The sequence below is a fragment of the Alterotamlana spongicola genome (genome assembly GCF_035818475.1).
GTDB lineage: Bacteria > Bacteroidota > Bacteroidia > Flavobacteriales > Flavobacteriaceae > Cognatitamlana.
This window is the reverse complement of sequence record NZ_JAYMGV010000001.1, coordinates 608132-631325: the sequence shown is the minus strand read 5'-3', so window position 1 is coordinate 631325 and position 23194 is coordinate 608132. Positions and strand designations below refer to the sequence as shown.

Here is a 23194-nt window from a genome sequence, read left to right as displayed (position 1 = left end):
AGAGGTCATGAGTTTAACTTTTAGCTTAGCCGTTTAATAGCCCGGATTTTAACGATACGTAAATAAAAAAGTAATAACCGAAAAAAAATAAAGCGGTTTTAAAAATTAAAACCGCTTAGTATATTGTGTGACGTGTGGATTTTTGAGGCTAATTATCGCTAGAAGTCTTCTTTGTTTCATTACTGGCAATAGCCATTACCAAATCGTCTAATGATATGGTGCTGGCAGCCAAATATAATTTTACAGTTGTTAATTCATTGCTAGTAATACTAACCTGGGTTTCTTGAGTTTCATACCCAATAAAACTATAAACCAAAGTATAAGTGCCTTCTGCTAAATTTTCAAATTTAAATACCCCGTTTTCATCAGATAAAACTTCTGCATTGGTTTCTTTTATTTTGACCGAGGCAAAAGCTAAAGGCTGGTTGTTAGATTCTACGTCAAACAGATTTCCGCTTAATGAACCGGAATTTTGAGCAAAGCCTGATGTGGCTGTAACTAATAAGAAGACGATAAATACGATATATTTCATTTGCTATTTCTTAACTGAAATGCAAATTAAAGACATAAACATGATTAAGATGTTACCTAAACTTTAAACATGTATAACTAAAATGTTACCTTAATGTTAACAGCCTAAATCTGAAACTGGCTTTTGGCCTGTTTCAGAGCATATTTATGGGTGTCATTTATAAAGATTAGCGTATTATTTTAAAGAATATTTTGAAAAGCTAAGAGCACTTTTACTATCTTGCTCAACCTAATTTTATACCATGAACTGGGAGCAATTATTATCTTTAAAACGCTTTGGCGATACTAATAAGAGAATACGAAAAGAAGAAGATGAAACCCGTTTAGGCTTTGAAGTAGATTATGACCGGGTTATCTTTTCTTCAGAATTTAGGAGCCTGCAGGATAAAACTCAGGTTATACCATTGTCTGAAACTGATTTTGTACACACCCGATTAACCCATAGTTTGGAGGTTAGTGTTGTAGGGCGTTCTTTAGGGCGGCGTGTTGGACAAAGGCTACTAAAAAAACATCCGCATTTACAAAATATTCATGGTTATCAGGCTAATGATTTTGGAGCCATAGTAGCAGCCGCTGCATTGGCACATGATATTGGGAATCCGCCTTTTGGCCATTCAGGAGAAAAAGCTATAGGAGAGTTTTTTAAAACAGGAGCCGGTAAACAATATAAAGACCGGCTTACAGATAAAGAATACCAGGATTTATGCGATTTTGAAGGCAATGCCAATGGCTTTAAAATATTAACCGAAAGCAGGGCAGGACGTCCTGGTGGGTTGCGTTTAAGCTATGCTACGCTTGGTGCTTTTATGAAATACCCTAAAGAATCATTGCCTAAAAAGCCAACGACGCATATTGCGGATAAAAAGTATGGTTTTTTTCAATCAGAGAAAGAAGCTTTCCAGGATGTAGCCAATGAGTTGGGTTTGCTAAAACGAAGCCAAACAAGCCTAAGTTATTCAAGACACCCGCTGGCCTATTTGGTAGAGGCTGCAGATGATATTTGCTATACCATTATAGATTTTGAAGATGGTATTAATCTGGGGCTCATCCAGGAAGAATTTGCACTGGAGTATTTGTCTAAAATTATCAGAAACACCATCATCCCTGAAAATTATTATGCGCTTTCAACCAAAGAAGACCGTATTGGGTATTTAAGAGCCTTAGCTATAGGATCGTTAATAAATGAGGCGGTTGCTATTTTTATGGAACATGAAGAGGCTATATTAAGCGGAAATTTCAACTGTGCTTTATTAGATAAAAGTCAGTATGATGCACAAATTAAAGACATTATTAAAATAAGTATTGATAATATTTATCAATCTACTGAGGTTGTAGATAAAGAAATTGCAGGTTATGGCGTCATTAATACGCTTTTAAACACCTATATAAATGCCGTAAACAATGCTTTTGATAATACGGCGTCTAATTATGATAAACTTATTTTAAAAGGTTTGCCCAAAACTATAAAAACAGGGGATTCCAGTTTGTATAACCGTTTATCAAGTGTGTGCTATTACGTGTCTTTATTATCAGACAGCAAAGCCATTTTAGATTATAAAAAAATAAAAGGGATTAGTTTTTAGGGTATTGTAATGTGCCAGGTGAAGTTATTTTATGTTATGGGCGTTCCTTTTTGCTCATACCTGTCAGGTTTTAAAACCTAACAGGATCACAAAAAGTCGGGCTTTCGGCAGTCGCTCCCTCCTGCGTCGGGGAGCTTCAACAAAGGCCTCAATCCCTAACGCAACGCTTTGCTAAAGTTTTACTGAAGTCCTTTCAATTGTATTTGTCATTGCAAATCTGGCTTCTTCTTCATTCATCAGTGATCTCAAACATAGCATTCAATTCCTAGAATGGGTTTCAACTCGTTTTATGGTTTTTAATTATAAGGAATTTGGAAGATTCGTTTAGCAGTATCGGCTATGAGTAGTTGCGTGGATAAGTATTTAACTTTACAAGCCTGCCTGCCAGTAGGCAGGTACACACCAAACTGAAAACCCGAGAGGTTTTCAGAAGTAGGCGAGAACAAGCAATTACTTATAGCCATTGTTGTGTGTCGTTTTTTAATATTTAGATTTCTTTTCTTCTTTCTCTTCATCTTCATCATCATTTAAGAAGTCATCAAACCAAGAATCAAAGTCATCTGGTTCAATTTCAGGTGGTGGACTTACAGAAAAATTTGTGTCAAGTTGCCTTGATGAGTCATAAAACGTAATATCATAGTGGTTAAGAATTTCAAAAAACTCGTTTAAATCAAAGATTTTTCTAGTCTTAAAATTTAACCAACTTTTTCTATAAGATTCATAAGATATGAGCCAATCACCATTAAATAAAGAATTCGAATTAAGTGATTTTGTTAAATTGGCAAGTGCTGGCTTTCTTCCATAAAAAAGCTTGGAATCAATTAAGTCTAAACATAGCATTTTTGAAATACTATCATTAGAATTGAGAACAAAAGTTAAATAATTACGATGACACTTAATTTTAAAACTTTTGAAAATCCACAAAGCCCAAGAAACTTCAAATGAATGATTTAAAATAGAATGTTCTTCAATTATTTGATTTAGGACAATTTTGATTTTTTCTTTTCTTTTCTTACTTAAATAGTACTCGTAAGAAAGTAATATTTTGAATATTTGATCAATATTACTCGGATCAAAAAGAAGTAATTGTAATAAAAAAGTCAGAAAAATATCAAAGTGTTTTCTTTTAACTTTTACATTTCCATATTCAAATCTTTGAAGGCCATAATTTATTATCCAGGACGATTGTTTTTTATTCTTTTCAACTAATGAAATTAATTGTGAGAAAAAATTTCTTAATTCATAATCATTTGCTGAACTAAATTTAAAAAGGGATAAACTTAAGGACCAATCATCAACATATTTGAAGGGTAATTCGTTGATGTTTACTTTGAATTCATTCGTTTCTAATCTGAATTCATATAAAATTTTTTGAACCTTTTTTAATACGTTATCTGCATCGCCAATGGAATCTAGGTAGAAGTAATAATCATCATAATACCTAATACACTCGTGAGAAATATCTACTAAACTATTTTCGATTTCTGCATCAATTCTACATCCTACTAGCTCAGCTAATAGGAAAGATACATCTGGTCCTATTGGGATACCAACACTTTGCCTTTCATTACAATTCCTAACCAAAGTATCGATTAAATCTCCTAGATTATATAATCTTGCTTTTTTATCAGCTAATAGAATTGAATCAAAATATGCTCTCCTAGTTTTTTTTAGTTTGAAATATTTTTTAGCGTCTTCTTTCCCTAATAAACTCCACGGGATAGAATGAGTATAAATTGTTGGATAAAAATTAAGTATATCTAATCTCAATTCTATTTTTCTTCCAAATGATTTTGAAATCGCTTCAAATTTGAAATTGTTTAATGATTTACTTTTCGTCTTTAAGGCTCTTTTAGCTCCGTTTAGTACAGGCTTACTTTGAGAATACGAACTAATATCAAAATATTCTTTTAATAATTTCCAATTATCTATAATAGTATTGCCTATGTCTAAATATTGTTTAGGGTTAGGTATTTCCAATTTTCTTCTAGAATAGATGCCTTTTGCAATACTATATTCGATTAAAGAACTACTACCATATTTTTCTGTGTAATCTTTTTTAAACCTAGCCTTTGCCTGCTTACTATTTTCGCTTCCTTTCTTTGCTTTTTGAGTTGTCAGTAAATCACTCCATTTTTTATTAATGTATCTAGATTTATCACCAAACTCTTCTGTTATAAATGGTGGTGGTAGTTCTTTAGGAAAATATCCTTTCGAAAGTAGTTTTTTTAATTGCATAGTTTATTTTCCAAATGACACACAATACAAAGATAAGTTCCGCTTCAATGAACGTTATCGGTTGTTAAACGAAGTTATCATTTTTTTCTTACAAAACCAAGTGTCTTGGATTAAGATTGTAGGATTTATAAAGCTTATGCTTAACGTTGATTAACAAAGCCTAGTAAAAATATTTTTCAAGCTCTCAGCATCCAACCCAACAGCCATATATAACTCAGCAACAGTTCCGTGCTCAATAAAAGTATCAGGAACCCCAACTGTTTTAATGGTATTTTTGTAGTTATGGCTTGCAGCAAATTCTAAAATAGCAGATCCAAAACCGCCTTTAACAGTACCATCTTCAACTGTAATAATACTGTTGTAGTTTTTAAAAATACTATGGAGTAAGGGGGCGTCCAATGGCTTTATAAAACGCATATCGTAATGAGAAACATCCAGGTTTGTTATAGCTTCAGAAACATTATTAGCTATAGTTCCAATACTTAAAACAGCAGTGTTTTTACCTTTTTTTAGTTGAATGCCTTTACCAATCTCTATTTTAGAAAAAGGGTGCTTCCAATCTTTGGTAACACCACGCCCTCTGGGATACCTTATAGCAATAGGGTGTTTTAAGCCTAATTGAGCGGTGTACATAATGTTGCGTAATTCCACTTCATTGCGTGGTGCAAAAATAATGAGGTTGGGGATACATCTTAAATAGCTTAAGTCATAAACACCATGGTGTGTTGCTCCATCTTGTCCAACTAATCCTGCACGGTCTAAACAAAAAATAACCGGTAAGCTTTGCAGGGCTACATCATGGATAACCTGGTCATAAGCCCGTTGTAAAAAGGTGGAGTAAATATTGCAGAATGGTATTAAGCCCTGTGTGGCCATACCGGCGGCGAGCGTTACGGCATGCTGTTCGGCAATCCCCACATCAAAGGCCCGGTCAGGGATCTCATCCATCATAAACTTTAAGGAACTTCCGGTTGGCATAGCCGGTGTTATACCTACTATGTTTTTGTTTTGTTTGGCCAGTTCAACAATGGTATGTCCAAATACATCCTGGTATTTTGGGAATCCGGAAGCTGATTTGGCAATAAGCTCGCCTGTTGATGAATTGAACTTTCCGGGAGCATGATATTTTACCTGGTCTATTTCAGCTTGCTTTAAACCTTTGCCTTTAGTTGTAATAATATGCAGTAGTTTAGGCCCTTTTACGGTTTTTAATCGGTTTAATTCTGAAATAACAGTATCTAGGTCATGCCCGTCAATAGGCCCCGAATAATCAAAATTTAAGGCTTCAAAGATGTTATCTTGCTTTTGGGTGCCTTTTTTAACATTGGTCAGATACATTTTCAGGGCACCTACACTGGGGTCAATACCAATAGCATTATCATTTAAAATAACCAATAGGTTGGCGTCCGTTACACCGGCATGGTTTAAACCTTCAAAAGCCATACCGCTGGCTATGGAAGCATCACCAATTACAGCAATATGGTGTTTGTCTTCACCTTTTAACTTTGAAGCAATAGCCATTCCTAAAGCTGCTGAAATGGAAGTAGAGGAGTGTCCAACACCAAACGTATCGTACAGACTTTCATCGCGTTTTGGAAAACCGCTTATACCTCCTAGTTGTCTGTTGGTATGAAAATTAGTTTGTCGTCCGGTTAAGATCTTATGGCCGTAAGCCTGATGTCCAACATCCCAAATCAGTTGGTCTTCAGGAGTGTTAAACACATAATGCAATGCAATGGTCAGTTCCACAACACCCAGGCTGGCACCTAAATGCCCTTCTTTGGTGGCCACAATGTTGATGATAAAATCACGTAACGCTTTGGCTAATTGGGGCAATTCTTTCTGCTCTAAAAGACGTAAATCTCCGGGTGAATTAATATGATCTAACATTGATTTTAACACAATACAAAAGTACAAGAATCAATTTGTATTTTTGCTATTATGCTAGAACCATTTGATGATACTTACTTTATGAAAAAAGCGCTTCAGGAAGCTGAGGCCGCTTTTGATAAAGGGGAAATACCTGTAGGAGCCGTAATTGTTATTGATAATAAGGTGATTGCCAGAGGACATAATTTAACCGAAGCCTTAAATGATGTGACAGCTCATGCCGAAATGCAGGCCATTACAGCGGCAGCTAATTTTTTAGGAGGAAAGTATCTTAAAGGCTGTACTTTATATGTTACACTTGAGCCTTGTCAAATGTGTGCCGGGGCACTGTATTGGAGTCAAATATCTAAAATTGTTTATGGTACCAGAGACCTGGAACGGGGCTGCATCAGCCTAAAAACAAAACTGCATCCTAAAACGGTTATGGAAGGCGGGATTTTAGAAGCCGAAGCCAGTGATTTAATGAAACGATTCTTTATTCTAAAAAGAAATTTGAACTGATCTTCATAAGACATTCAAAAACAAATGTTTATATTTAATATCAGAAGTCATATTTTAAAGTTATTATTATGAAATTAAATTTGATGCTCCTGGTCTGTTTCATGTGCTTTTTTTCATGCTCTAATGATGATGACAATACTAATGTTAGCCCTGCAAATCAATTTACAGACTCAAGGGACGGACAAGTTTATGATATAGTGACGATTGGAAACCAAACCTGGTTTGCTGAAAACCTGAAGTATGATATTGGTGATGACACCAGTGTATGCTATGATGACGAAACTGATAATTGCTTTATTTACGGAAGATTATATACGGGTGAAGCTGCTCAAACGGCATGCCCTGAGGGCTGGCACTTACCATCACAGGAGGAGTGGGATACTCTTATTGATTATTTGGGAGGTATTAGCGCAGCCCACGTGTTTTTTAAACCTTTTGCTATGCAACAAGGAGAACCGGTAGGTTTTAATCTTTTAGCAGGTGGCTGGCATTTTGCCGGATATCAGGATATTGGTGTTAAAGGTTATTATTATACGTCTACAGATGGAGGATTGCCAAATTCATATAAACAAGTTAGAATTGAACCTAATGTATTAGTAACAACGTCGGGTATAGTGAGCTTTAATGTTAAGCAAAGTTGCAGGTGTATAAAAGATTAGATTTTAAAAGTTAAAACTTTTTATCCTGTTGCGATTCGCGCATTTTATCCATGTTTTCTTTGGTAAGCATATAATCCTTAACATTTTTATCTTTCCAATGGTGATAAGAAAATAAGGGAAATACAACTAGAAACAACCCGGCAACTCCAAAGCCAATAAGCTTTTCAGAATAGGCAACATCTAATATAAACCCTAAAACAATACTTGTTAAGGCTGCAATGGCTAAGATGGTAATTAAATATTTCATGGTATTAAATAACGTAAGATGAATAAGGGTTGTTGTTTACTGCGTGAAATTTATAAGCTGTTGCCTGTAAGCAGTTAAAAGTTTTGACTTTGATATATAGCCATAATATTTTCCGTCTTTAACCACAGGTAAATTCCATGCGCCACTGGTTTTAAATTTATCCATAATATTGTTCATGGAATCCTCATCATAATTTATAATACCATGACCTGCATGCATTAAGCTGGATGCATTGACTTTATCATAAAGCTCGGCATCAAACATCATATGGCGCATATCATCTAAACGAATAACACCTAAAAACTCATGTTTGTCATTAACAACGGGAAAATGGTTCCTGGAAGATTTGGCAACGGCATTCTTTAGAATATAACCAAGTGTCATATCCGGTTTTAAAATCACAAAATTAGTTTCAATAACTTTATTGATATCCAGGACCATAAGTACGTTCTGATCTTTATCATGGGTCATGAGTTCGCCGCGTTCAGCTAGTTTAAGGGTGTAAATAGAATGTGATACGTAGTATTTGGTCATGGCAAATGAAATAGCAGATACAATCATTAACGGAACAAATAACTCATAACCACCGGTAATTTCAGCAATAAGAAAAATAGCAGTTAAGGGGGCGTGTAAAACGCCTGCCATTAAGCCTGTCATGCCTATTAAAGTGAAATTAGATTCTGAAACATGAAAATCCAATCCAATATTATTAATGATCTTAGCAAAAGCATTTCCAATGGCACTTCCCATAACCAATGTGGGAATAAAGACTCCTCCAACGCCTCCGGCTCCAAAAGTAGTGGTCATAGCTATGGCTTTGAAAATGGCAATGCCTAATAATAAAGCAATGACGATCCAAATGTTAGACAGGTCTAAATCAAAGGGTGTTGTGCCAATAGCAGAAAGATGATCCCCCTTTAAAAGATTGTTCATAATGCCATAACCCTCACCATAAAGCGGCGGAATAATATAGAGCATAGTACCAATAGCCAACCCACCAATTAAAAGGCGCTTTGCCCTGCTTTTAAACTGTTTAAAAAAGTTAGATATGGCAAAAAAGACTTTTGAAAAGTATACCGATGCAAAAGCAGTAACTAAACCTAATATGGCATAAAAAGCAATATCATTGACCTCAAATTTGTCGGTGAGCTGAAACCTTAATAAGACATCTGTTCCTAAAAAGAGGTATGAGGTTACCACGGCAGATACTGATGCTAATAATAAAGGGACTAAAGAAGTGAACGCAATATCTAAACTGAATATTTCTATAGCAAAAACAATGGCCGCAATAGGGGCTTTGAACATAGAAGCCATAGCGCCGGCAGCAGCACAACCAATAAGTAGCATGCGGGTTTTGGTATTCATATGAAATAATCTGGCTGCATTTGAGCCTAAAGCAGACCCTACACTTACCGCTGGGCCTTGTAATCCTACCGATCCACCAAAACCTGCTGTTAGTGGCGCTGTAATTAATCCCGCATAAATATTATACCTGGGGATAATACCATTTAGTTTTGAAATGGCATAAAGTGTTGATGAAATACCATGACCAATATGCTTTTTTAACCAGGTTTGTTTAATGATATATACCAGTAATAAACCTATTATGGGTAAAATAAAATATAAGGTGCTTTGGTAGTTTTTAAAAATGTACAGATCAAAGAAATAACCGATATAATGTGTTAAGTTTTTAAGAGTCACCGTTCCTATTCCTGCTAAGAATCCCACAAGAATACTAAGGATATATACAAACTGACGTTCTGAAATATGTTTATATTTCCAGATTAAAAACTTTCTTAAAAGGCTTTTACCCGTAGTCGGCATGTTATAAAATTAATAAAAAATCCCGCTATGGCGGGATTAATCTTTATGATTTTAAATTTAGTTTTAAACTTAATTCATTTAATTGCTCGTCATCAATTGGAGCCGGTGCGTCAATCATGACATCACGCCCTGAATTGTTTTTTGGAAAGGCAATAAAATCTCTAATGGTTTCCTGTCCTCCTAAAATGGCAACCAGTCTGTCTAAACCAAAAGCTAAACCGCCATGAGGTGGAGCACCGTATTGAAAGGCGTCCATTAAAAAACCAAATTGAGCTTTTGCTTCTTCCGGAGTAAATCCTAAATAGTCAAACATTAGGGATTGTGTGTCTTTATCATGAATTCTTATGGAACCGCCTCCAATTTCATTTCCATTTAACACTAAATCATAAGCGTTGGCTTTTACAGCTCCCGGGTCTGTTTTCAATAATTCTATCTGGCCTGGTTTTGGAGCGGTAAATGGGTGGTGCATGGCATGGTAACGTTTGGTCTCTTCATCCCATTCCAATAAAGGAAAGTCCATAACCCACAACGGCGCAAATTCATCTGGTTTACGTAAGCCCAGACGTTCTGCCAATTCCATACGTAAAGCACTTAACTGAGTTCGTACTTTATTAGTGTCTCCGGAAAGCACACAAATTAAATCCCCTGCTTTTGCTCCGGTTACTTCTGCCCATTTTGCTAAATCGTCCTGATCATAAAATTTATCAACTGAAGATTTAAAAGAACCATCCTCGTTACAACGGCAATACACCATTCCTAAAGCACCAACTTGCGGACGCTTAACCCAGGAAATAAGTTTGTCAATGTCCTTTCTTGTATAGCTGTTTCCTCCCGGAACGGCAATACCAACCACTAGTTCAGCGTTGTTAAAAACTCCAAAATCTTTATGCTGTGCAACAGTATTCAATTCGCCAAACGCCATTCCAAATCTAATGTCCGGTTTGTCATTTCCATACAAGCGCATGGCATCATCATATAATATTCTTGGGAATTTTTCAATAGCTACACCATTAACTTCTTTTAGTAAATGACGCGTTAATCCTTCAAAAGCATTTAAGATATCTTCTTGCTCAATAAAGGCCATTTCACAATCTATTTGTGTGAATTCCGGTTGCCTGTCTGCGCGTAAATCTTCATCTCTAAAGCATTTTACAATCTGGAAATACTTATCCATACCACCTACCATAAGCAGTTGCTTAAAGGTTTGTGGCGATTGAGGAAGCGCATAAAACTGTCCTTCATTCATTCTTGATGGCACAACAAAGTCACGTGCACCTTCCGGGGTGGATTTTATTAAATACGGTGTTTCAACTTCAATGAACCCTTCTTTTGACAGGTAGTTTCTAACTTCCTGAGTGACTTTATGCCTGAAAATCAAGCTTTCTTTTACCGGGTTACGGCGAATATCCAAATAGCGATATTTCATTCTAATATCTTCACCACCATCTGTATCGTCTTCTATGGTAAACGGAGGCAATTCAGCTTCATTTAAAACAGTAAGTTCTGAAACTAAAATCTCAATATCTCCGGTTGGGATATTTGGGTTTTTTGAAGCACGCTCTATGACCGTACCTTTTACCTGAACCACAAACTCCCGGCCTAAACTCTGAGCTTGCTCTATTAATTGTTGAGAGGTGCGCTCTTCATCAAACACTAATTGTGTGATACCGTAGCGGTCACGTAAATCTACCCAAACAATAAAACCCTTATCTCTGGATTTTTGAACCCATCCGGCAAGAGTAACTTCTGTATTTATGTGTGCAGCTCTTAATTCACCGCAATTATGACTTCTGTACATTGTTGTAAAATTGAGGTGCAAATTTACATAAGATTAATGAGTATAAAAATGAAAAAAGCTTCAATGTCATTATTGAAGCTTTTTTACTATTAATCGAGTTAGTCACACAATTAATTATAATATTTTATAAGTTTTAAGAAACCACTTCTTCATAGGTGGCAACTCTATCTTTATATAACCACATTTTAAATTTAGTTACTAAATAGAATAAAATGGGTACCACAATTAATGTTAAAAATGTAGCAACAAAAAGGCCATAAATAACAGTCCATGCCAGTGGCCCCCAGAATATCACATTATCACCTCCTACATACACATGTGGATTAAATTCACTAAATAGTGTAAAGAAATTAATGTTTAATCCTGTAGCTAACGGAATTAACCCTAAAATTGTTGTAATAGCTGTTAATAATACCGGGCGCAAACGTGCTTTTCCACCTTTTACTACGGCTTCAATAAGGTCGCCCTGACGTAAATACTGCTCATCTTTTAAATCATGATCTACTTTCTTTCTATCAATTAAAAGCTGGGTGTAATCTAAGAGTACCACACCATTATTTACAACAATACCTGCCAGTGAGATGATCCCCATCATAGTCATCATAATAACAAAAGCACTACCAGTAGCAACAATACCTCCGAATACTCCAATTAAGCTTAAGAAAATAGCCAGCATGATAATTCCCGGTTTAGATACTGAGTTGAACTGAAAAATTAAAATGAAGAAAATTAAGCCTAATCCTGTAAAGAAAGCGCCCATTAAGAAAGTCATTTGCTTGCTTTGTTCTTCAATTTGTCCGGTATAATCAACTTCTATATTGTCTGGTTTTTCAGTAAACCCCTGCATTTCGTTTTGAATTTGCGATACTATAGCGCGAGCATCTGTAAATCCGGGAGCAAGTGCTGAATAAAGCGTAACAACTCGTTTTACTTCTTTATGTTTTATGGCACTAAATCCGGAAGAGTTACTTTGTTTGGCAACAGCTGAAACTGGGATCTCTTTTATTTGACCGGAAGCCATATCTCTAAAGGTTATTTTCTGATTGAAAATAGCACTGGTATTATATCTGATATCTTCATTAAAACGCACATAGATATCATAATCTTCGCCATCCTCTTTATAAATACCAGCTTTTGCACCAAAAATAGCATTACGTAGTTGCTGCCCCACCTGACCGGACGAGACACCAAGTTCGCCGGCTTTTTTTCGGTCAACAACCACTTGCATTGAGGGTTTAGATTTGTTTACATCTATTTTTAATTCATCAATACCCTGAATGTTTTTAGTATTGATAAAATCACGCATCTTTTCTGCAGTGGCAATTAATTCAGAATAATCGTCTCCTTCTAATTCAATATTAATTGGGTATCCTACAGGCGGGCCAATAGGGTCTTTTTCTACAGAGATGCTTACTCCCGGATAGATCCCTTTTAGATCTTCCTGTACTTTTTTGAGTAATTCCTTACTGTCTGTACCTTCTCTAAATTTATACTCGCGCATGGTGGCCGTAATTTTTCCACGGTGTGGCATTTCTGCGGCAGAGCCTCCGTCTGTTTGCGGATTACCTGCGCCTTCTCCTACTTGTGAAACGGCACTTTCTGTTAAAAAGTTGAAATCACCATGCATATACTCAGGGGCATTGATGATCTTATAAACCCTTTGCTCAATATCTTTAGTAATGGCATTGGTTTTTTTGATATCAGTACCTTCAGGATACTCTATGTAAACAATAATTTGATTTGGTGTATTGTCCGGAAAGAATTCAACTTTGGTTCGTTGACTTCCAACGGAGGCACCAAAGCCCATAAACGCAACAATAAGTAGCATAAAAGTACCTACAGATATTATAATGGGTTTTCTTCCGCTAAGTGCAAAACGAAGTGATTTTTCATAAGCACGTTCCCAACGCGGTAAAATATGCTTTTGAAATCCATTTGCCCATTTTCTGAGGAAAAGCCTATAAGCCCATAATAAAATAACAGTTACTATCATAAGGGTTCCTAAACCACGGTAGGCCCCACCAAAAAATAAAATTAACAGACCAATGCTACCTACTATTGCCGAAATTCTAATGATTTGCTTTAAGGGCATATTTTTATCTTCAGTAGTCATAAATTGTGATACCATAACTGAATTAAAAAATATAGCTACAAATAGTGATGATCCTAAAACTACACCTAGAGTTTTTGGGAAGTAAATCATGAATTGCCCCATTACTCCCGGCCAAAGCCCTAATGGAATAAAGGCCGCTACGGTTGTGGCAGTAGAGATAATTATAGGAAAGGCAATTTCTCCAATCCCTTTTTTAGCCGCCTGAACTCTGGTTAAGCCTTCTTCATTCATTAAGCGGTAAACGTTTTCTACCAGCACAATACCATTATCAACCAGCATTCCCAGACCCATGATCAACCCGAAGAGAATCATAGTATTCATAGTGAATCCCATCATGTCCAATATCATAAGCGACATAAACATGGACATAGGGATGGCAAACCCAACAAATAAAGCGTTTTTAAATCCTAAAAAGAACATTAAAACCGTTACTACCAGGATGATACCAAATATGATGTTATTTATTAAATCATCAACCTGACCAATAGTTTTTGACGACTGGTCATTTGAAATAGTTACCTTTAAATCCGGAGGGAAAACATTTTCTACGGCATCTTTTACTATGACCTGAATTTGTTCCGCGGCAGCTACCATGTTTTTACCGGCACGTTTTTTAACATCTAACATAACAACCGGATGCCCAAATTCCCTGGCATAGGTAGTTTTGTCTTCATCTTTAAAAGTTACTTTGGCAATATCTTTTAAATAAATAGATTTGTTATGTTCAGATTTAACAACAAAGTTCTCAAGCTCTTTTGGGTTTTTTACTTCCCCCAGAATTCGAATAGTACGTCTTTGACCACTTAGTATTAAGTTGCCGGCAGACATGGTCATGTTTTCTTTGTTTATGGTATTTATAATATCATCAAAGCTTACCTGGGCAGCCATCATTTTGTATATGTCAACAGCTACTTCTACTTCTTTTTCTTGTGCCCCCCTAATATCAACTTGTTTGATTTCTTGCAGGCTTTCAATTTCATCTTCAAGATATTCACCATACTCTTTTAACTTATCGACAGTATAATCACCGGAAATGTTAATGTTTAAGATGGGAATTTCCTCAGACATACTCAAATCAAAAACATTGGGTTCTACTTTTGCACCGTTAAAAGTTGGCCAGTCTTCACTGGCTGTTTCAGAGTCTACCTCGTCCTTTACTTTTTGTTTAGCGGCATCAACAGTAATGTTTTCATCAAATTCAACTATAATTATAGAATAATCTTCTTGTGATGTAGAGGTGATCTCTACAACATTACTAACGGTCTTTAGTTGATCTTCAATAGGATCTGTAATGAGTTTTTCAATATCCTCGGCAGTATTTCCCGGGTATACAGAGCTTATATAAATTTTGGTTTCTTTAATTTCCGGGAAATTTTCTCTGGGCATACTAAAATATGCACCTGCTCCCAGAAATAGTATTACAGCAATCAACACATACATGGTTGTTTTATTATTGATTGCCCAGGAGGATAGACCAAATTCCTTATTTACTTTTTTCTTTTTATCAGTCATTGCTTTATAGTCGTTTGTGTTTATGTTGTTAGGCTTTAAAAATGTTTTTTGAAGGTTCTAAAAACGAAGCCTATTGACTAACTAAAATCTTTATGTCTTGTCCTTGCTTTACACTTCTGGCGCCTTCTTCAATAATTTCTACACCATTTTGAATACCAGATATAACTTCAATATAGTCTCCCTGAGTTTTACCGGTTTCAATAAACACACGTTTTACTTTAGCTTTGTTTTCAACCTTATCAGTAACAGTGTATACATATTGTTGTTCCTGTGCGTTTTCAGAAATAATACTTTGCGGAATCAAAATAGCTTTGTCATTTGAATAATCGTTGATTTTAAGCCTGGCAGTAAGATTTGGTTTTATGGATTTGTTGTTGTTAGGAACCGGTATTTCAACTTTAAAGGTACGGTTAGCAGGGTCAATAAAGCTAGCTGCCTGCCTTACTTTAGTATCTATTTCTTTTCCTAAAATAGGAAAATAGACTTTTACCTCTTTGTCTTTTACAATGTCTGAAACATAACGTTCCGGAACATCTGTTTCTATATACATATTGCTAAGGTTGACAATTCTGAACAATTGGGATTGTCCCGGAACCACCACACTTCCCTGGTCTGTTATTACATCGTCTATAACACCAGAGAAAGGCGCACGAACGGTAGTTTTTGCTACTTGTTGTTCTAATTGGTTGGTCGCTTCCATTTGGGCTTCATAGGTAGCCTTAGCTTGTAAATATTGTATTTCGCTTCCTATTTTTTGTTTCCATAAACGGTCCTGGCGTTCAAAAGTTGTTTTTGCCAGATTGGTTTGAATTTTTAATTGTGCCAATTGCTGGCTTAAGCCACCATCATCAATTTTTGCTAAAATTTGACCCTTACTTACATTTTGCCCTTCTTTAACAAAAACCTGAGAAAGAACTCCTGAAAATTCAGGGAAGATAATTAGGTTTTGTTTTGTACTGACACTTCCTTGTAGCTCAACAAAATGCGTAAATTTAGCTTCCTCAACCTTAAATGTAGTTACCAAAGGCACTTTAGCTTGTGGATCTAATGTCCTTATGCTAGCTTCTAATTGCTTAAGCTGGGCAGAGATCTCTACAGCTTTGGCATCTAATTCAGTTTTTGTTTTTCTGATAAGTTTTAAATCCTGGGTTGCTATAATGTCTTCTACAGATTTTTTGCTGCTTGACCCACATGAGGTTAAAAGAACCGTGGCTAATAATATTGAATATATAGTTTTCATTTTTGCTGTTTTTTTGATTAGTTGACTATTGATTGATGCTATTTAATACGGTTTCCAGTTCTGCTTTTTTGGTAATAACGTCAAGCATAGCTTTAAGAAAATCCTGTTGAGCGGTGTATAATTGAATTTGTGCCTGCCTGAGTTCAAAACTTGAAGCAATACCTTCAAAAAACTTAGTTTCGTTTTTTGCCTCTATACGTTCTGCCAGTTCCAGATTTTCCTTCTTATTAGTATAATCCTCAATGGAGAACTGATAATCACTTTTAGCGGTTGCAATTTCAAGTTTAATGCGTTGCTCAGTTTCTGTTAGATTATCCTTAGATTTTTCTAAATTGATCTTTGCTCTTTGTGTTGATGCTCCACGCATGCCGGAACTAAAGATGGGGATATTCAAATTAAGACCAAATAGTGAAGAACCAAACCATTTTTGACTTCTGTCACCAAAGGTAAAACTATCGCTAAACCCGGAATACCCACCATTAATAAAAGTATTTAAAGTTGGTAAAGCTTTACTTTTTTCAAGTTTTACTAATAGCTCTTTAGAGGTTTTATCATTCTCGGCAATTTGATAATCAATAGTGTTTTCTATTGAAAACGGATTATTGATCAAGCCCAAATCTACATTGCTGGCCGTAAGCGTTTCCAGATTGTCTTCTAGAATTGACGGGTGATCCACATCCAGGCCTAAAGTCATATTAAACATTTGGTAGGCAACAGCCTTAAGGCGTGTTGCATTGTTCAAAGCACTCTCTATACTGGATAATGTGATTTTTAATTGCTCAACACTTTCTTCTTCTTCTAAACCATTTTCATAAATTTTAGTAAGTTCGTTGAGGTTTTTTTGAAGTGTCTTTCTGTTTTCTTCAAATATTTTAACACTTTCTTCTGATAATAACACATTGCCATAAGCATTAATGGTAGCTTTTCTTACTTCTAAATCTGTTTTAACCTTGGCATTTTTTGAAATTTCTAAAAAGACCTTTGCAGATTGTAATCCCACTATATAAGAACCGTCAAATACTTTTTGACTTAATGTAGCAGTAGCGCTGATGTTTTGTTTTGTTCCAAAAACAACTTCTATAAAATCTCCTGAGTTACCTCCAACAAATTCTGCCGGAATTAATGAAACAGGCTGTTTTAGAAAGTTTTGATACTCTGCACTTGCACTAATTTGTGGCAAACCAGAAGCAATGGCTTCCCATTTTTGCTTGTAAGCCGCATCAACATCTCGGGATGCATTTTTGGCTGTTCTATTGTTTTCCAAAGCAAAGTCTATGGCTTCATGTAAAGAAAAACTTTGTTTGGCTTCCTGGGAAAACCCGGAAACAGCACATAGTAAATAAAAATATATAATTAGTTTGTTTTTCATTTTTTGTGATTGTTTATGTTTGATTTGATGTTATAAATTTGTTTAAAGTTTCTAATCCTTTAGGTGTACAAATACCTCTTAAATGGTATTCCAAATAATTACTCATTAGCATTTTCATAGAAAATTGGCGACTGGGAAATAATGCTTTGTCTTTTATAGCTAACATAAGACTGAAATAAATCCTTGAAATAAAGTCTACATTTATAGATTTCCTGTAAAGCTCCTGTTCTATCCCACGATTAAGGTTGTCTATAACGCAGGTTTGCATAACTTTAAATTGTTTGTCTTTTAGTGTGCTAAATATGTTTGGATAATATTTTTGTAATTGATACTGCGGAGAAGATTTTTCATCTTTTAAATGCTCCATGATAAATTGTTTGATACTGTAAATTTCCTCTATGGGGTTTTTTTCTAAAGCACATATTTGATTTATACCTTCAGATATTAATTCAAATAAATACATTGATGTGGCTTCAACCAGCTTCGTTTTATTATCAAAGTGTTGATAAATGGTCTTTTTAGAAATGCCTAAACTATTGGCAATATCGTCCATAGTAACACTCTTAAAACCATAGTTTAGAAACAAATCTGATGCACCTAATAGTATTTTTTCTCTCATAATCAGGTGCAAATCTATAACCGGAAACTTTAAAAACCAAAAAAGTTTCCAAAGTTTTAATGTTTTTTTAACATATAATTTACACCGGGACTTTTTAATATGATGAATTGCATTATTTTTGTTTGATGCAGTCAATTGAAAAATACCAAGAGGATTTTATAAAATATTTAGAAGAGTATACCACATTTAGGGAGCCTAAAAACCTCTATGAGCCTGTAACGTATATTTTAAATTTGGGTGGAAAACGGCTTAGGCCTGTCTTAACATTAATGACCGCTGATATTTTTAACGAAAATTATAAAGTGGCTTTAAATGCAGCATTAAGCATAGAAGTATTTCATAACTTTTCCTTAGTTCATGACGATATTATGGACGATGCTCCTTTACGCAGAGGAAAAAAAACTGTACATGAAAAGTGGGATATTAATACCGGGATCTTATCAGGAGATGCCATGCTTATTATGGCGTATCAACTTTTTGAAAACTATGAGGCGCATGTTTTTCAAGCTTTAGCAAAATTGTTTAGTAAAACAGCGTTAGAGGTTTGTGAAGGCCAGCAATATGATGTTGATTTTGAAACCAGGCAGGATGTAAGTATATCTGAGTATTTAAAGATGATTGAGTTCAAAACAGCTGTTTTGATTGGAGCTGCTATGAAAATGGGTGCTATTGTAGCCGGTGCTTCTCCAGAAGATCAGCATCATATTTATGAATTTGGCAAAAATTTGGGTATTGCTTTTCAATTGCAAGATGATTATCTGGATGCTTTTGGAGACCCTAAGACTTTTGGAAAGCAAGTTGGAGGTGATATTATTGAGAATAAAAAAACATATTTATATTTAAAAGCTTTAGAGTTTTCAAATAAAGAGGATAGTGCGGCGTTAGAGCGCTTATTTTCATCAACACCAGATGATCCAACTGATAAGATAGAAGGTGTTAAGTCGTTATTCATATCTTCAGGATCGGCCGTTGAAACAAAGCAGGCTATTCAAGTGTATACTGATATGGCTTTTAGGGTATTACAATCCCTCAATATTTCAAATGATAAAAAAGAATTATTGGAAGCTTTTGGTAACAGTTTAATGAACAGAACGGTTTAAATGCAATTACCTGCTACTTTTGATGGTTTAATTGATGAAGCAAATCAGTTAGATTTATATAAAAAATTAATTCTTCAGCTTAATAAAGATTTTCTTTTGGCTAATATTGATTTAGATTTTCATGAAGATATTTTGCCTTCAAGCTTAAAACTTCTACTTCACGAAACTATTTATAAACTGATTCAGGAAAAATTCACAGAATACCTTAACCTGCTATATATTATAGATGTTCCGGAACGTCAGGTAAAAGCTTTAGATGATAAAGACTTAATAATACTAGCTGAAGCAGTGTCTTTTTTAATTCTCAAGCGCGAATGGCAAAAGGTGTGGTATAAAAATCACTATTAAAGTTTAATTAAGATAAATTTGTCCTATTTAAAATCTCTTCATATCTTTGCAGTTAATTACTAAACATTATGTTTTCAAAAGCTTGTGAATACGGAATTAAAGCAGCAATTTTTATTGCTACACAATCTTATGAAGGCAAGCGTGTAAGCCCTAAAGAAATTGCAAAAGAAATAGATTCGCCTCAAGCCTTTACTGCAAAAATTTTACAAGCTTTAGTTAAACATCAAGTGGTTAACTCTATAAAAGGAGCTTATGGCGGATTTGAAATTGAAAGAAATCAAATTAAAAATGTAAAATTATCTCAAATTGTCAATGCCATTGATGGAGATAGTATTTATAATGGTTGCGGTTTAGGCTTAAAAAAGTGTGATGAAGATCATCCCTGTCCTGTACATGACAAATTTAAAAGTGTAAGGGAGGAATTAAAAGATATGTTAGAAAACACAAGTTTAGACGAATTGGCACGAAACATAAAATCAGGAACATCATTTTTAAAGATTTAAAAAAATTTGAATATAAATAGGATAAAATTATCCGAAATAAATAAAACCATGGAAATATTAAATAATAATGCTCAAAAACAAATTGGGCAGTTTGTAGCAGACGATTTTAGAACGGCGGCAGTATTTGTTAATTATGGCATTGATTTTTGCTGTAGAGGACATAGAACCGTTGAAGAGGTATGTGAAAAAAATGGCATCGACACAAACGAATTACTTGATAGGCTTGATGCTGTTTTGAATTCTAAAGCAGACCAGTCCATTGATTATAAATCGTGGCCGGCAGATTTATTGATTGATTATATTGAAAAGAAACACCACCGTTATGTTGAAGCAAAAATTCCTGTACTTCGTCAGTTTCTGGATAAATTATGTAGAGTTCATGGTGAGCGTCACCCGGAGTTATTTAAGATCAATGAGCTTTTTACAGCTTCGGCCGGTGAATTGGCTGCTCATATGAAAAAAGAAGAGTTGGTGCTTTTTCCGTTCGTGAAAAAAATGGTTGCCGCTACATTAAGCCAGAATGCTATTGAAGCTCCTCATTTTGGAACTGTTGAAAACCCTATTGAAATGATGAAACATGAACATGACAATGAGGGGGTAAGATTCAGGGAGATTGCCGAATTAACAAATAACTATAACCCTCCTGCAGATGCATGTAATACCTTTAGAGTGGCTTATGCTATGCTTGAAGAATTTGAGCAGGACCTGCATTTGCATATTCATTTGGAAAATAATATTCTGTTTCCTAAAGCCATAAAACTAGAGCAACAATTTGATTAGTAGTACGCCAGATTATTGGGATATGTTCCGGCTTGTTTAAAAAGCCCTAAATTCCGAAAAGGCTAATCTTTTCGGAATTTTTTAGTTTATTATATTTATCATTTAGAAATAAATAGAAGTGTCAAAAAAACTCGTCATAGTCTGCTTAATTAATTTTTTAATAGCTGCTTTAATGGGGGTGTTATTGCGCTATTCATTTGTTGGGCAATCATTTTTTAATTATAGGTTTTTAACGCATGCGCATTCTCATATAGCCATGCTTGGTTGGGTGTATTTAATATTATATGTACTCATTGTACATTATTTTGTTCCTGAAAAAAAGCCTATTTATAATAAATTGTTTTGGGTTACCCAGTTTGCTGTGGTGGGCATGATGCTTAGTTTTCCTTTTCAGGGTTACGCGGCTATATCTATTTCCTTTTCTACCTTACATATTTTTTGTAGCTACTACTTTGTTTATCTCATTTGGAAACAGCATAAAGCACAATCAGTAGCGACACAATATTTGCTTAAAGCATCTTTGATATTTATGCTGTTATCTACAGGAGGTGTTTGGTGTTTAGGGCCTGCGGTTTCCATGTTGGGAAGGATGTCAGCTTTTTATAACATTGCTATTCAGTTCTTTTTACACTTTCAATTTAATGGGTGGTTTTTAATTGCAGTATTAGCTATCTTTTTTCATCTTTTAGGAATACAGTACTCAAAACAGTTTCAGATATTTTTTAAACTGTTAATGGTTTCAACTGTTTTAACCATGGCATTGCCCATTTATTGGTTTGCCCCCTATAAGATTTTATTAGTTATAAATGGAGTGGGTGTGTGCTTACAGCTATTAGTGCTGTTTCTTTTTTTAAAACTGATAAAACCCTACCAGTTTAGGCTTTTACAATCTAATAATAAGCTAACGGTCTATCTCTATAATTTTGTGATTTTTTGTTTGATTTTAAAGCTTGGGTTACAGCTAGTATCTCTTAATCCTGAATTTTCTGAAACGCTTTATCAACACCGTAATCTCATTATTGGTTTTATTCATTTAACCATGTTGGGAATTGTTACAGGGTTTCTATTTTCATTTATACTACAAAGTAGGCTGGTAATTTATAATATGGTTTTGAAATTTGGAATAGCAAGTTTTGTATCCGGCTTTATTTTAACTGAGCTATTATTAATGATTCAAGGAATCATGTTTTATTTGGGTAAGGGGCTCATGTCTAACTACTACCTTTTTTTGTTTCTTTCCAGTATACTTTTGCCTTTAGGAATAGCAATGCTAATTTTAAATATTTACAGAAAGTCTAAAATCTCTACCTGATTTTGTGTTTTTAAATAACGTGAGTTCGACATAAAATTCATAAAAACTGACCAAAAGTCTAATAAAATAGAGGGTTGTCACCTTGAGCGCAGTCGAAAGGCCTTAAAATTTACTGTTTTAATTAGGTTTCAACTGTACTCAACCTGACACACAAGTTCAATTTTCTGATTTTCAATTATTTGAAATTTTTATTATATCGAACGCACGTTAAATACAATTATTAAGACAAAAAATAATGCAGTAAATAAGCCTAGTGAAATCTTCCAAAAAGGGTGCGCTTTTTTCATTTCCATAAATTGAAAGGCAATACCATAAAACTTGAATGCTGATAATAACAGGATTATTAAAAGCGCATAAGAGTTTTCCAGTTTAGAAACTAAGGCAGAAACCATAGTAAGTGCCATTAAAATAACCCAGGTGATAGTCGCCGTTTTTTTCATACTAAAAAAGTAAATAGATTACAGGGAAGAGCATCATCCAAATTAAATCACACATGTGCCAAAATGCCGCACCGGCCTCGACATCTTCAATTTTTGTATTGGAATGTTCTTTTTTTATTCCAAAATAAACAGATGTTAGAATTACTATACCCACAAGTACGTGAATTACATGAAACAATGTAAGCATCCAGTAAAAAGTAAAGAAAGTATTGTAGCCTAAGTAAATACCTTCGCTGAGCTTTTCGTAATATTCAAAGCTTTTTAAGCATAAAAACAGACCACCAAATAATATTGTTAAAAGGAGAAATTTTTTGAATTTTTTTTTGGTTCCGTTTTTTAACTCATGAACTGAAATAGCCATAAAGTAACCACTGGTAAGTAAAAATAAAGTGTTGAGCATACCATAAGTAGTATTCAATTTTAAGCTTGAGTTTTGAAATTGTTCAATTTCTTGATTGCCATAATATACCATGGCTATTAATGCGGCTCCAAAAGTTAAAAGTTCAAGACATATGATAATCCAAATTAAAATACCTCCAGGAGGATACCAGATATTTTTATAGTTTATTGTTAGATTGTTCAATTTA

Annotated in this window: 20 protein-coding genes; 8 read left to right on the top strand and 12 right to left on the bottom strand. The window is 34.7% G+C overall.

Annotation, left to right across the window (positions count from 1 at the left end):
• Window positions 1-148 precede the first annotated feature (148 nt).
• Window positions 149-532, bottom strand: coding sequence for a carboxypeptidase-like regulatory domain-containing protein (locus tag VOI54_RS02665; protein ID WP_326281185.1), 384 nt, complete (start codon window positions 530-532; stop codon window positions 149-151).
• Window positions 533-773: 241 nt separating this feature from the next.
• Between VOI54_RS02665 and dgt the strand changes: the two genes are divergently transcribed.
• Entirely contained in the window at window positions 774-2114 is a 1341-nt protein-coding gene (gene dgt / locus VOI54_RS02660; protein WP_326281184.1) for a dGTP triphosphohydrolase, read from the top strand.
• A 480-nt stretch (window positions 2115-2594) separates the two neighbouring features.
• Here the strand turns inward: dgt and VOI54_RS02655 are convergent, their stop codons facing one another.
• Together VOI54_RS02655 and dxs are read right to left on the bottom strand one after the other, a co-directional pair.
• Entirely contained in the window at window positions 2595-4352 is a 1758-nt protein-coding gene (locus tag VOI54_RS02655) for an RNA-directed DNA polymerase (RefSeq protein WP_326281183.1), read from the bottom strand.
• A gap of 150 nt (window positions 4353-4502) precedes the next feature.
• On the bottom strand, window positions 4503-6242 hold the full coding sequence (dxs, locus tag VOI54_RS02650) for a 1-deoxy-D-xylulose-5-phosphate synthase (RefSeq protein WP_326281182.1): 1740 nt from the start codon (window positions 6240-6242) through the stop codon (window positions 4503-4505).
• A gap of 51 nt (window positions 6243-6293) precedes the next feature.
• On the opposite strand from dxs, the gene VOI54_RS02645 reads away from it, so the two are divergent.
• Both VOI54_RS02645 and VOI54_RS02640 read left to right on the top strand, forming a co-directional pair.
• Window positions 6294-6743: a nucleoside deaminase gene (locus tag VOI54_RS02645; RefSeq protein ID WP_326281181.1), complete on the top strand. Its 450-nt coding sequence runs from the start codon at window positions 6294-6296 to the stop codon at window positions 6741-6743.
• 68 nt (window positions 6744-6811) lie between these two features.
• Entirely contained in the window at window positions 6812-7402 is a 591-nt protein-coding gene (locus VOI54_RS02640) for an FISUMP domain-containing protein (RefSeq protein WP_326281180.1), read from the top strand.
• 10 nt (window positions 7403-7412) lie between these two features.
• Here the strand turns inward: VOI54_RS02640 and VOI54_RS02635 are convergent, their stop codons facing one another.
• The 7 genes from VOI54_RS02635 to VOI54_RS02605 all read right to left on the bottom strand — a co-directional run bounded on the left by VOI54_RS02635 (window position 7413) and on the right by VOI54_RS02605 (window position 18124).
• A complete protein-coding gene (locus VOI54_RS02635) occupies window positions 7413-7649 on the bottom strand; it encodes a hypothetical protein (RefSeq protein WP_326281179.1) in 237 nt (78 codons plus the stop codon).
• Between the two features lie 36 nt (window positions 7650-7685).
• Window positions 7686-9473, bottom strand: coding sequence for a chloride channel protein (locus tag VOI54_RS02630; protein ID WP_326281178.1), 1788 nt, complete (start codon window positions 9471-9473; stop codon window positions 7686-7688).
• Between the two features lie 43 nt (window positions 9474-9516).
• The gene (gene aspS, locus VOI54_RS02625; protein WP_326281177.1) at window positions 9517-11271 is read right to left on the bottom strand and encodes an aspartate--tRNA ligase; all 1755 of its coding nucleotides are present in this window, start codon (window positions 11269-11271) and stop codon (window positions 9517-9519) included.
• A gap of 133 nt (window positions 11272-11404) precedes the next feature.
• Entirely contained in the window at window positions 11405-14896 is a 3492-nt protein-coding gene (locus VOI54_RS02620; RefSeq protein ID WP_326281176.1) for an efflux RND transporter permease subunit, read from the bottom strand.
• Window positions 14897-14966: 70 nt separating this feature from the next.
• Window positions 14967-16136 carry an efflux RND transporter periplasmic adaptor subunit gene (locus tag VOI54_RS02615; protein ID WP_326281175.1) on the bottom strand — a complete coding sequence of 390 codons (1170 nt, stop codon included), beginning with the start codon at window positions 16134-16136 and terminating at the stop codon, window positions 14967-14969.
• A gap of 25 nt (window positions 16137-16161) precedes the next feature.
• Window positions 16162-17505 (bottom strand): TolC family protein, encoded by a 1344-nt coding sequence (locus tag VOI54_RS02610; protein WP_326281174.1) that lies wholly within the window; start codon window positions 17503-17505, stop codon window positions 16162-16164.
• Between the two features lie 13 nt (window positions 17506-17518).
• Window positions 17519-18124: a TetR/AcrR family transcriptional regulator gene (locus VOI54_RS02605; protein ID WP_326281173.1), complete on the bottom strand. Its 606-nt coding sequence runs from the start codon at window positions 18122-18124 to the stop codon at window positions 17519-17521.
• 125 nt (window positions 18125-18249) lie between these two features.
• On the opposite strand from VOI54_RS02605, the gene VOI54_RS02600 reads away from it, so the two are divergent.
• From VOI54_RS02600 to VOI54_RS02580, 5 genes are all read left to right on the top strand, one after another.
• A complete protein-coding gene (locus VOI54_RS02600; protein WP_326281172.1) occupies window positions 18250-19224 on the top strand; it encodes a polyprenyl synthetase family protein in 975 nt (324 codons plus the stop codon).
• Window positions 19225-19572 (top strand): hypothetical protein, encoded by a 348-nt coding sequence (locus tag VOI54_RS02595; protein ID WP_326281171.1) that lies wholly within the window; start codon window positions 19225-19227, stop codon window positions 19570-19572.
• Between the two features lie 68 nt (window positions 19573-19640).
• Window positions 19641-20075, top strand: coding sequence for an RrF2 family transcriptional regulator (locus tag VOI54_RS02590; protein WP_326281170.1), 435 nt, complete (start codon window positions 19641-19643; stop codon window positions 20073-20075).
• A 48-nt stretch (window positions 20076-20123) separates the two neighbouring features.
• Window positions 20124-20855 carry an iron-sulfur cluster repair di-iron protein gene (ric, locus tag VOI54_RS02585; protein ID WP_326281169.1) on the top strand — a complete coding sequence of 244 codons (732 nt, stop codon included), beginning with the start codon at window positions 20124-20126 and terminating at the stop codon, window positions 20853-20855.
• 118 nt (window positions 20856-20973) lie between these two features.
• Complete coding sequence (locus VOI54_RS02580) at window positions 20974-22167, top strand: hypothetical protein (protein WP_326281168.1); 1194 nt, start codon at window positions 20974-20976, stop codon at window positions 22165-22167.
• Window positions 22168-22358: 191 nt separating this feature from the next.
• On the opposite strand, the gene VOI54_RS02575 is transcribed toward VOI54_RS02580, so the two are convergent.
• Window positions 22359-22607 (bottom strand): cytochrome C oxidase subunit IV family protein, encoded by a 249-nt coding sequence (locus VOI54_RS02575; RefSeq protein ID WP_326281167.1) that lies wholly within the window; start codon window positions 22605-22607, stop codon window positions 22359-22361.
• A 1-nt stretch (window position 22608) separates the two neighbouring features.
• Window positions 22609-23190, bottom strand: a complete 582-nt coding sequence (locus VOI54_RS02570; RefSeq protein ID WP_326281166.1) for a cytochrome c oxidase subunit 3 — start codon at window positions 23188-23190, stop codon at window positions 22609-22611.
• Window positions 23191-23194: the final 4 nt, after the last annotated feature.